Origin of the sequence: Vibrio gallaecicus, from assembly GCF_024347495.1 — a bacterium.
GTDB classification, from domain to species: Bacteria; Pseudomonadota; Gammaproteobacteria; order Enterobacterales; family Vibrionaceae; genus Vibrio; species Vibrio gallaecicus.
Genome location: NZ_AP025490.1, coordinates 517,948 through 529,991, shown reverse-complemented (window position 1 = coordinate 529,991; position 12,044 = coordinate 517,948). Strand labels below are relative to the sequence as shown.

The following is a 12,044-nucleotide window of genomic DNA, read 5'->3' as shown; positions in this document are numbered from 1 at the left end:
CCTTCCTGCAACACCCATAAGTGCGTGTTTATGGAAATTAGACAAATTGGCGGTATTTTAGTGATCTGCGTGATATGTGTCAACATTTAACGAGAAAGAAATTAAACATTTGTAATAACTAATTCAATTTACCCACTCAAACCTTCAAAAGTCTAACTTTATGGCTCTTTTAATACGAAGATTACGATTTTATAATTTTAACCCCTAATTTCTTCTCATTATCGAGCGGTAAAAATAACATCAAAAAAAAGCAATCGATAAATACAAAGATAAATGCAGATATTTAAGGGCTTCAATCAAAAACAGCAACCAAATAAATAAAAGTAACAGTAAAAATAAGCTAAACAAGCAGGAAAAAGAGAATAAATTGAAGATTAAGAAAGGGAAACTATTAAGGTAAATACAACGAATAAAGAAAGCGCCGGCAATTGCCAGCGCATAAATATCTATTTATAGGTTATTTAAACCAAGGACATCTGTCATGGTATAAAAACCTGCGGGTTTGTCGTTTAACCAAACTGCCGCCTTGATTGCCCCATTAGCAAAAGTCATTCGGTCTGTTGCTTTATGAGTGATCTCCACTCGCTCACCAATATCAGCAAACATTGCAGTATGCTCACCGATAATATCGCCCGCACGGATCGTCGCAAAACCGATTTCATCTTTAGTTCGCTCACCAGTAATACCTTCACGAGACCAAACAGCTACATCGTTCAAGTTATTACCCATAGCTCCAGCTATCGCTTCCCCCATACCAATAGCAGTACCAGACGGCGCATCAACTTTATGACGGTGATGCGCTTCTACAATTTCCACATCGCTATAGTCGCCCATCACTTTCGCTGCTTTTTCTAGTAACTTAAATACTAGATTTACTCCAACGCTGTAGTTTGGAGCCATAACAATTGAGATCTCTTTAGCCGCAGAATCAATTATTTGCTTTTCTTCTTCAGAAAAACCTGTCGTACCAATAATTAACTTCTTACCATGCTGTTTGCACAGTTCAATATTAGCCAAAGTACTAACTGGTGCAGTAAAATCAACAATTACATCAAAATCTGTTATTGCTTTAGATAGATCGTCAACAAGAGCTACATTGAAGTGCCCTTCTCCACAGAGTTCGCCAACATCGACACCAACCAATGACGACTCTGGGCGCTCAGAACCAGAGCCTACGCTTGCATTAGGGTTTTGATGGGTAGCCTTAACTAAATTGCGCCCCATGCGACCAGCTGCTCCTGCAATTGCAATTCTTACCACTGCATCTATCTCCATATTTTTTTAATGACTGTTAAAAGTAACAAACATTTTTGTATTTACGATTCAATTAAATTAACAACATTCGTAACCAGAGGCTAGTCATTAAGAGAACTCTTTTACAACTCTTTCTAAAATAGGAACATTTGCTTCAGGGAAAGAATAAGAAGCTAAATCCAAAATCTTAACCCACTTTCCTTGTTGACCTTCTTTCCCATACGGCTCATTTTCGAACTCTGTCACCAGGATAAAATCAAACTTCAATGATTTTTCAGGGTAATCAAATTCTAAATGTTCGAATAATGATTGAGCTGTGACAGATATACCGATCTCTTCATCTAGCTCACGCCCCATTGCTTGTTCAATACTCTCGCCGGCTTCAACTTTTCCTCCGGGAAACTCCCAGAACCCTCCTTTATGAAGGTTATCTGGGCGCTTCGTTATAAACACTTCCGATTTATCAGAATTGAATATAATCCCTGCAACTATATGAATTCGTTTCATTTATGCCTCTACTTAAACAGCTTAACTTAATTTTGGTTAAAAAAAGAGCCGCCTAAGCGACTCTTTCTATTTCATACAAATAAATACGGTTCTAATTAGTTAATTTGACCGTGGCATTGCTTGAATTTTTTACCACTTCCACATGGACATGGTTCATTACGACCAACTTTACGCTCATCACGAACAACTGGCTGGTGTGAACCATCAGCAGCTTCTTCGCTCGTGCCATCTGATAGCTGATTTTGAGCTGAAGCATGTTGAGCTTGAGCACGGCGAGCCGCTTCTTCAGCCTGCGCTTGACGCTGGGCTTCCATCTTCTCAACTTCTTCTTGTTGCTGAACTCGAACTTTTGAAAGAATAGTAACCACATCTGTTTTCAGAGCATCTAATAAGCCTTCAAATAGCTCAAAAGACTCACGCTTATACTCTTGTTTCGGGTTCTTTTGAGCATAACCACGTAAGTGGATACCTTGACGCAAGTGATCCATCGCAGCCAAGTGTTCTTTCCAAAGCCCATCTAACGTTTGTAGCATCACTGATTTTTCGAAGTTACGTAGAACTTGTGCACCAACAATCTGTTCTTTCTCTTTATATACTTCAACAGCAGTCGCTAGAATCTTTTCACGCAAAGCTTCTTCATAAAGCTTATCGTCTTCATCTAACCAAGTTTGAATAGAGAAATCTAAATCAAAATCATTCTTCAAGCGCTCTTGTAGACCTTGAATATCCCACATATCTTCTAAAGATTGTGGCGGGATGTATTCATCAAGAATTGCTGTAAACACATCAAAACGGTTCTGCTCGATCATATCGCTGATGTCATCAGCACTCATTAGTTCATCACGCAGCTCGTAAACCACTTTACGTTGGTCATTTGCTACATCATCATATTCTAGCAGCTGCTTACGGATATCAAAGTTACGACCTTCAACCTTACGCTGCGCTTTTTCAATAGAACGCGAAAGCATACGGCTTTCAATCGCTTCACCTTCATCCATACCGCTTTGGATAAGACCAGCCATACGATCTGAAGTGAAAATACGGAGTAATGAATCTTCCATAGATAAGTAAAAACGTGAAGAACCTGCGTCACCTTGACGACCAGAACGACCACGTAGCTGGTTATCAATACGGCGAGATTCATGACGCTCAGTACCAATGATATGTAAACCACCTGACTCTAATACTTTATCGTGTACAACTTTCCAGTCAGCTTTAATCTGATCAATCTGTTCTTTCGTTGGATTTTCTAACTTATCCACTTCAGACTGCCAACTACCACCTAACACGATATCAGTACCACGACCTGCCATGTTAGTTGCGATCGTTACTGCACCTGGCGTACCAGCTTGTGCAACGATTTCTGCTTCCATTTCATGGAATTTTGCATTCAGTACATTATGCTTAATTTTAGCTTTCTTAAGCGCATTAGAAAGTAGTTCTGATTTTTCAATCGAAACAGTACCAACTAAGCTCGGTTGTCCTTTTTCAACACGCTCTTTGATATCTTCAATGATCGCATTAAATTTATCTTCTTCGGTACGATATACAACATCGGGCATGTCATCACGTACCATTGGACGGTTCGTTGGAATAACTACCGTTTCTAAACCGTAGATAGACTGAAATTCAAATGCTTCTGTATCTGCTGTACCTGTCATACCTGACAGTTTTTCGTACAAGCGGAAGAAGTTCTGGAAGGTGATCGATGCTAGCGTTTGGTTCTCATTCTGGATCTTCACACCTTCTTTAGCTTCTACAGCTTGATGTAGACCTTCAGACCAACGACGTCCTGGCATTGTACGACCAGTATGCTCATCAACGATAACTACTTCGCCCTCTTCAGTAACGATGTAATCGACGTCTTTTTCAAAAAGTACATGAGCACGTAAAGCAGCATTGACGTGATGTAGTAAGCTAATATTAGCTGGTGAATACAATGTATCACCTTCTTCCATTAAGCCATTTTTCACCATCAATTCTTCAACAAACTCTTGACCAGTTTCAGTCAGATGAACTTGCTTAGATTTTTCATCCATAGTGTAGTGACCATCGCCACGGTACTCTTCAGAATCTTCTTTATCTTGACGTTCAAGGTGAGGGATCAAAGTATTGATACGAGTGTAATGCTCAGAGCTATCTTCAGCAGGTCCTGAAATGATCAGAGGAGTACGAGCTTCATCAATTAAGATAGAATCCACTTCATCGACTACAGCGAAGAAGCGCTCACGCTGAACTCGATCTTCCGCTCGGAAAGCCATATTGTCACGTAGGTAATCGAAACCAAATTCATTATTTGTTCCGTATAGAATATCAGCTAAGTACGCTTCTTTTTTTTCCGGTGGCGGCATGTTTGGCACATTGACACCAACTGTCATACCTAAAAATTCAAATAATGGGCGGTTTGTTTCCGCATCACGCTTAGCTAGGTAGTCATTCACTGTAACGACGTGAACACCTTTACTTGGTAATGCATTCAAATAAGCAGGAAGAGTTGCTGTTAACGTTTTACCTTCACCAGTACGCATCTCTGCAATTTGACCAGCGTTAAGTACCATGCCGCCAACAAGCTGCATGTCGAAATGACGCATGCCATATACACGTTTAGATGCTTCACGTACTGTTGCGAATGCTTCTGGGAGTAGCTGTTCTAGGCTTTCACCTTTTTCAATACGAGCTCTAAATTCAACGGTTTTATTCTTCAACTCTTCATCAGATAGAGCTTCAAATGTTGGCTCGTAGTTATTAATTTCTTTTACGATTTTTTTAAGGCGGCGCAGTGTTCTATCATTGCGACTGCCAATTACCTTTGTCAGCAGCTTAGTAATCATGTGCTAGGAATCTCTTCGTTCTCAGACCGAGTACGATCTGGTTAAATGCCGTTTGTCTCTACCAGTGGTTAACCAGTTATTAGCATAGAGTAGGATCTATAACTATTAACTTAGTCTTTCATTGCAAACCAGGATACTGAGATAAATCTTGTATCTTTGATATTGGACTTGAGAGTAGAGTTTTCAAGGCTTGAGTTGAAAATATTGCCTTCTAGTGTAAGTAATTTTGTTACTGACAACCATTTTAGAATTCATTTGTTTGATGTGGTTTGAAGTTTTATTACAGATTGGTGAGGGATTAAACAGGTATCCATCAAAAAATACAGATTCGTTGGGCTAGAAAGGAGGGATGTTGAAATTCAGATACAAAAAAGCCAAGCTAATAGCTTGGCTTTTTTAAAATTCTTTAGCTTACGCTAAAACCATATTAGGATCTGCAAAAGCGACAGGTGAGCCAGCTTCTTCTTCAAATGTTGCCCACTCCCATGCTTCTTGATCAGCCAATACAGCTCTAAGAAGTTGGTTGTTCAAGCCATGACCTGATTTATATGCTCTGAACTCACCGATAATAGCGTGTCCACACATATATAAATCACCAATAGCATCTAGAACTTTATGTGTCACAAATTCATTTTCGAAGCGGAGACCTTCTTCGTTCAGGATTCGATATTCATCCAGAACAATTGCATTATCAAAGCTACCACCCAACACAAGGTTTTGTGATTGTAGGTATTCAATATCACGCATAAAACCGAAGGTACGAGCTCGTGAAATTTCTTTAACAAAACCTTGAGATGAAAAATCAAACAATAAACGCTGTTCGTCAGATTCAATCGCAGGGTGGTTAAAATCAATTTCGAAATCCATACGGAAGCCATTAAATGGTACAAATTCAGCCCATTTATCGCCATCTTCAAAACGTACAGGTTTCTTAATTCGGATATACCGCTTGGCAGCGTTTAATGTTTCAACGCCAGCTTGCTGTAGTAAATAGACAAATGGGCTCGCGCTACCATCCATAATCGGAATTTCAGGAGCATCAACTTCAACAATAATGTTATCAATACCCATTCCAGCTAGAGCTGCATTTAAGTGCTCTACTGTTGAAATACGTACGCCATCATCATTTACCAAAGCAGTACACAACATAGTGTCACGGACTGAAGCTGGATCTGCTGGGAAGTCTACTGGTGGATTTACATCGGTACGACGATAAACAACACCTGTATTTGCAGCTGCAGGGCGAAGAGTAAGCGTGACTTTACGACCAGAGTGGAGACCCACACCAGTTGTTTTCACGATTTCTTTCAGAGTACGTTGTCTGATCATCTGCTTGCCTCTTATCAGTGCTACAAAACACGGTCAGTAATCTACCGACCGCGAATTTTACCATCATTTTGAACACTGTCAAATTAACGGTTACTAGTTAGTCAGCCTGACGTCTCAAAAATGCAGGAATATCAAGATATCCACTTTCTTTTTCAGCTTTAGGTGCTGTGTTTTGACTTGCCCCTACCGCTGAAGATGCCGATGACGCTGTTGGCTGCGGTTTAACTTGAGGTTTAACCTCAGTTTTTTCTTGCAATGGCTGTGCCACTTTCTCTTCCACTTTAGGTGCACACTGCGCTGTCACTTGCGGTTGAGAGGTTGCTGCCACTTTTGCTTTACCACCAGCAACAAGCGTAATATCTGGTTTTTTCTCTGTTCCAATACCTGTTGCAACAACAGTTACTCGAATTTCATCCGTCATATCAGGATCAAGAGAAGTACCAATTACGACCGTAGCGTTATCAGATGCGAAAGCTTTGACTGTGTTACCCACAGTTTCAAACTCATCTAAACGCATATCTAAGCCAGCTGTGATGTTCACTAGAACACCTCGAGCACCAGCTAGATCAATATCTTCTAGTAATGGGCTAGAAATTGCCGTTTCAGCGGCTTCCTCTGCTCGGTCTTCACCTTTAGAGATGCCGCTACCCATCATTGCATGACCCATTTCAGACATTACGGTGCGTACATCCGCAAAATCGACGTTGATCATACCAGGACGAGTTATCAGCTCAGCGATACCTTGAACAGCATTCTTTAGTACATCATTTGCACTAGCAAAAGCTTCTAGTAGAGTTACACCACGACCAAGTACCTTAAGCAATTTCTCATTGGGAATCGTAATTAACGAATCCACATGCTTAGATAGCTCTTCAATACCTTGCTCAGCAAAAGCTAAACGCTTTTTACCTTCAAAGCTAAATGGCTTAGTCACAACGGCTACTGTCAAGATGCCTAGATCTTTAGCAACTTCTGCAATTACAGGAGCTGCACCAGTTCCAGTACCACCGCCCATTCCTGCTGCGATAAATACCATATCGGCACCAGTTAGGAATTCTTTAAGTCTTTCTTTGTCTTCGAGAGCTGCATCACGGCCAACTTGTGGGTTTGCACCAGCACCCAAACCTTTAGTGATATCACCACCAATTTGAATTACGCTGCTCACGCTTGTTTTTCGAAGTGCTTGAGCATCAGTATTTACACTAATAAACTCAACGCCTTCAATAGACTCACGTACCATGTGCTCAACAGCATTACCGCCGCCACCACCAACTCCAACGACTTTAATTACCGCATCGTCAGACATTTCCATCATCGGTTCAAACATTTGTTATCTCCGTTTTTTCCTGCAACTCAGGTTAAAACTCTTTTTGTATCCAATTACGCAATTTACCAAATAAACCTGACATCGACGGTGAGCGTTTTGGTTCGCTATATTCACCATCATCATTTATTTGGCAATCTTTTGCATAATGAAGTAAACCAACTGCCGTAGAATGATACGGCTCTTTAACGTAATCAGTTAAGCCACTAACGTCTAATGGCTTACCAACTCTAACTTGGTTGCGGAAAACTCGCTCCGCACATTCTACCAACCCATCAATTTGCGCAGCTCCACCAGTGAGAACTACACCTGCTGCAAGGTGATGTTTAATACCATCTTCTCGTAGCTTAACTTGTACAGTATCGATAGTTTGATTAACTAAACCCATTAATTCAGTGTAACGTGGTTCTATGACTTCTGACAAAGTTTGTCTCTGCAAACTCCGAGATGGTCTACCACCAACACTAGGTACGTTAACCGAATCGTCCTTACTTACTAGCTCACTCAAAGCACAACCATGTTTTACTTTTATTTCTTCTGCATCACTCACTGGTGTGCCAAAAGCAAAAGCAATATCACTGGTTACGGCATTTCCGGCATAGGCAAATACCTCTGTGTGTCTTAATGCGCCGCCTGTCCAGATAGAAACATCCATGGTACCAGCGCCTATATCAACAACACATACTCCAAGTTCTCGTTCATCTTCAGTGATTACAGCATTGCTCGACGCAAGACCTGAATACACAATATGTTCAACAGTAAGACCACATCTCTCAACTGCTTTAATAATATTTTTTGCCATATCATTGTGGCAAGAGATCAGATGAACGCTGACTTCCATTCGAACGCCCGATAAACCAAGTGGATTTTTAATACCTTCCTGGTAATCGATAGTAAATTCTTGAGGGATGACATGCAGGATTCTCTGCTCATCTCCTATTTTAATCGACTTAGCTGTATGGATTGCTCTATCCATATCGTCTTGGGATACTTCTTCGTCTGAAATAGTCCCCATGCCTTTTTCAATTCGGCTTGCGATGTGTTTACCTGATAATGAGATAAATACATTGCTGATTTGGCATTCTGCCATTAATTCAGCTTGATCGATTGCTCGCTGTACCGACTTAACTACGGATTCTAAGTCGTTCACACCGCCTTTATCCATACCTCTAGATGGGCTACTTCCCGATCCAATGATATTAATTTTACCATCAGGCAGTATTTCACCCACTAGAGCTGATATGGTTGCAGTGCCTATATCAAGACCAACGATTAAGTTGTCATCTACGGTCTTAGTCATCTGTATTCTCTTCTAACTCTTGCTCTGGGAACCAGCCAACGGCAGCTCCCGTATCATACCTGAGGTCTATGTAGCTCACTTTATCAGCTTTATCACCAAGCTTGGTATAAAGTGAAATGAAGCGCTCAACACGTTCATCTAAAGAATCTTTTCCTAGTTCTAAACGGATACCGTTATCTAGAATAATTTGCCAAGCTCGTCTTTCATTCAGGACTAAAGATGTAACGGTTAATCCCAAACTTTGAAATAAGGGTGTTGCATGTCGCCATTTTGCAATAACTTGTTGGCTTGTACCTTCAGGTCCATAGAGTTTAACTCTATCCCCTTGCAATACTCCAATATCGCCATAAAACACTAAGCCATTTTCGTTCAACAGCATGTTGCCATTCCAAATAGCTGTTGCTTGGTGCTCAGTTAAAAAAACTTTAACTGTATCAGGCCACTGTTTACGAATAGAAACGACCGATACCCAAGGAAGACTTTGTAAGCTGTCTTGTAATGCATTTATATCCTGGGACATAAAGGTGCCGATATGATCAAGCTGACCAAATGCCTGCTGAACATCACTTGCACTTACATACGTTAAGTCGCCTTGAAGCACTATTTTGGAAAGGGGCAATCGCTGATCATCCCACATCCAACTTAGCGTGGTATAGAAAAGGAACCCAATGAATAGCAAAACCATCAGAAAAAACGCCCCACCAAAGGCATGCTTTCTAAGCGATGGTAAACTGAATAGGTGGCGGTTTTCGTTGAAAGTACTTTCTACCAAAACCCGCTGTCCCTGTCGATGGTTCGCAATTCTCTTCCCTATCTTTTCTTAATAGAGGCAAAAGCACTTACTTTAACCTATGAATTATACTGAGCTAGCTCAAACTATCAAATATTGATATTGATATTTTTTGACAAATTTGGGTCAATCGCAAGAAGTGAGCGATTGACCACGCTCTGTAGCGTCTACTTTATGCTTCTAGCATTCTATTGATATTAAGCTCAAGATTTTCTAGCTGTTTAGCGACTTTACCCACATCTCCAGCACCTTGTGTTAAAACAAGATCACCATCTTGAATTACATTCGCAAGCACTGAAGGAAGTGTGTGTATGTCAGGTACGAATATTGGATCTAACTTCCCACGCCCTCTAATTGTGCGACTTAACGAACGCCCATCAGCTCCAGCAATTGGAGATTCACCAGCAGAATAGACATCTAAGAGAATCAATACATCGACTTGTTCAAGTACGTTGGCAAAATCATCAAATAAGTCACGAGTACGACTGTAACGGTGAGGCTGGAAAATCATCACTAAACGCTTATCTTGCCAACCACTTCTTGCTGCCTGAATCGTAACGTCCACTTCTGTCGGGTGATGACCGTAATCATCGACTAACATTGCTACTCCATTTCCAGTTTCAAATTCACCTAAGTGATCGAAACGTCGACCGGTTCCTTCAGTACCAGCCATAGCTTTCAGAATAGCTTCATCACTGACATCATCTTCCGTTGCTACCGCTATCGCTGCTGAAGCATTGAGTGCGTTATGTCGGCCTGGAATATTTAATGTTATATCCAGGTTCGCTTTTCCTTTGCGTACAACAGTAAACTTACCTTGTTGTCCTGTTTGGCTGTAGTTTTCAAGACGTACATCTGCATCTTCTGAAAAGCCATAAGTAATCACTTGTCGGCTAATTTTAGGAATCAGCTCACGAACAACAGGATCATCAATACACACTATCGCTTGCCCATAAAATGGCAAGTTATGGAGAAAATCGATGAAAGTCTGCTTTAATGTTTCAAAGTCACCGCCATAAGTATCCATATGATCAGCTTCAATATTAGTAACAATACTGACCATCGGCTGCAGGTGTAAGAATGAAGCATCACTTTCATCGGCTTCAGCAATTAAGATGCGGCTAGACCCCAAACGAGCATTGGTTCCTGCACTCTTAACCAAGCCACCATTAACGAATGTCGGATCTAACCCTGCCTCTGAATAAATCTGGGTTACTAGCGCTGTTGTAGTCGTTTTACCATGTGTACCGGCAACCGCAATACCATGTCTAAACCTCATTAATTCTGCTAGCATTTCAGCTCTTCGAACTATTGGAGTTCTAGCTTTACGTGCTGCTTTAATTTCAGGGTTTTCTTCATTAATCGCAGTAGAAATCACGACAACACTCGCGTTAGCGACATTACTCTCTTGATGACCAATATATACAGTGGCGCCTTTATTCACTAGACGCTCAGTTACTGGGTTTTCAGCAATATCTGAGCCGGTAATTTGGTAGCCTTCATTTAATAAAACTTCAGCTATTCCGCTCATACCCGCTCCACCAATACCAATAAAATGGATTGATTTTACGCGACGCATTTCAGGAACCATTGCACGTATCTGTGCTAAATCTTGAGTGTGTTCAATTGTCATCAATTCTTTCTCGTTATTTTGCTAAAGCTTTAATAGCTTCAGCGACAGTCACGTCAGCATCGAGCTTTGCAGCATTACGAGCTTTAGTCGCCATCATTTTTAATTCATTTCGGTCTAGTGTTGCAATTGCATTTGTTAAATTATCGACAGTTAAGTCAGGTTGCTCAATCATAAATGCAGATCCACACTCTACAAGGTGGTCAGCATTCAGTGCTTGTTGGCGATCTTTATGCATAAATGGGATAAAAATAGCACCTACACCAGCAGCCGAGACTTCAGATACGGTTAACGCACCTGAACGGCAAACTAACAGATCAGCCCACGCATAAGCTTGAGCAACATCATCAATAAACTCCGTAACTTGGACAGTATCAACAGAGTGTGAGCGATACGCATCTAACACATTTTCTTGATTATTCTTTCCAGCTTGGTGCATAACGGTAAAACCAGAGCCCAGCTGTGACATGACTTTTGGTAAAGTATCGTTAAGAACTTTAGCCCCTTGGCTTCCGCCCATCACTAATATACGAACATCACCTTGGCGATCTTTCATACGCTCGCTTGGATCTTCCAATGCCACCACATCTTCACGAACTGGATTACCAACGACTTCTGCTTTAGGGAATGCCCCTGGAAATGCCTGAAATACTTTTTTGGCTATTTTAGACAGCCATTGATTCGTTAAACCCGCAACAGCATTTTGTTCATGTAATACAACTGGAATACCTGATAACCAAGCCGCAATACCACCGGGACCACTTACGTACCCTCCCATGCCTAATACAACATCTGGCTGCCAAGCTTGAATATGCTTTTTCGCTTGGATAATGGCATTTATTATTTGAAATGGTGCTTTAATCAGTTTGGATACACCTTGACCGCGTAGTCCTTTGACTTTGATGAAGTCAATGTCAATACCGTGTTTAGGTACAAGGTCGGCTTCCATCCTGTCAGCAGTTCCTAACCAACGAGTTTCCCAACCTTGTGCCTGCAATTTTTTAGCTACGGCTAAGCCTGGGAACACATGACCACCAGTACCACCAGCCATTACTAAGAGTTTTTTATTTTTCTTCATG

General features: G+C 41.0%; 9 protein-coding genes. All 9 read right to left on the bottom strand.

Annotated elements, in window-relative coordinates:
- Nucleotides 1-450: 450 nt before the first annotated feature.
- Nucleotides 451-1,275: a 4-hydroxy-tetrahydrodipicolinate reductase gene (gene dapB, locus OCU78_RS02385; RefSeq protein ID WP_180033735.1), complete on the bottom strand. Its 825-nt coding sequence runs from the start codon at nt 1,273-1,275 to the stop codon at nt 451-453.
- Between the two features lie 87 nt (nt 1,276-1,362).
- Nucleotides 1,363-1,761: an 8-oxo-dGTP diphosphatase MutT gene (mutT, locus tag OCU78_RS02380; protein WP_137374504.1), complete on the bottom strand. Its 399-nt coding sequence runs from the start codon at nt 1,759-1,761 to the stop codon at nt 1,363-1,365.
- 95 nt (nt 1,762-1,856) lie between these two features.
- Nucleotides 1,857-4,592, bottom strand: coding sequence for a preprotein translocase subunit SecA (gene secA, locus OCU78_RS02375; protein WP_137374503.1), 2,736 nt, complete (start codon nt 4,590-4,592; stop codon nt 1,857-1,859).
- 411 nt (nt 4,593-5,003) lie between these two features.
- Nucleotides 5,004-5,921 (bottom strand): UDP-3-O-acyl-N-acetylglucosamine deacetylase, encoded by a 918-nt coding sequence (lpxC, locus tag OCU78_RS02370; protein ID WP_137374502.1) that lies wholly within the window; start codon nt 5,919-5,921, stop codon nt 5,004-5,006.
- 97 nt (nt 5,922-6,018) lie between these two features.
- Nucleotides 6,019-7,248, bottom strand: a complete 1,230-nt coding sequence (ftsZ, locus tag OCU78_RS02365) for a cell division protein FtsZ (RefSeq protein WP_137374501.1) — start codon at nt 7,246-7,248, stop codon at nt 6,019-6,021.
- A gap of 31 nt (nt 7,249-7,279) precedes the next feature.
- A complete protein-coding gene (ftsA, locus tag OCU78_RS02360) occupies nt 7,280-8,545 on the bottom strand; it encodes a cell division protein FtsA (protein ID WP_137374500.1) in 1,266 nt (421 codons plus the stop codon).
- Nucleotides 8,538-9,317 (bottom strand): cell division protein FtsQ/DivIB, encoded by a 780-nt coding sequence (locus tag OCU78_RS02355; protein ID WP_137374499.1) that lies wholly within the window; start codon nt 9,315-9,317, stop codon nt 8,538-8,540. The genes ftsA and OCU78_RS02355 overlap by 8 nt, the downstream gene beginning before the upstream one ends.
- 190 nt (nt 9,318-9,507) lie before the next feature.
- Nucleotides 9,508-10,968 carry a UDP-N-acetylmuramate--L-alanine ligase gene (gene murC / locus OCU78_RS02350; RefSeq protein WP_137374498.1) on the bottom strand — a complete coding sequence of 487 codons (1,461 nt, stop codon included), beginning with the start codon at nt 10,966-10,968 and terminating at the stop codon, nt 9,508-9,510.
- A gap of 13 nt (nt 10,969-10,981) precedes the next feature.
- Nucleotides 10,982-12,043: an undecaprenyldiphospho-muramoylpentapeptide beta-N-acetylglucosaminyltransferase gene (murG, locus tag OCU78_RS02345; RefSeq protein WP_137374497.1), complete on the bottom strand. Its 1,062-nt coding sequence runs from the start codon at nt 12,041-12,043 to the stop codon at nt 10,982-10,984.
- Between the last annotated feature and the right edge of the window lies 1 nt (nt 12,044).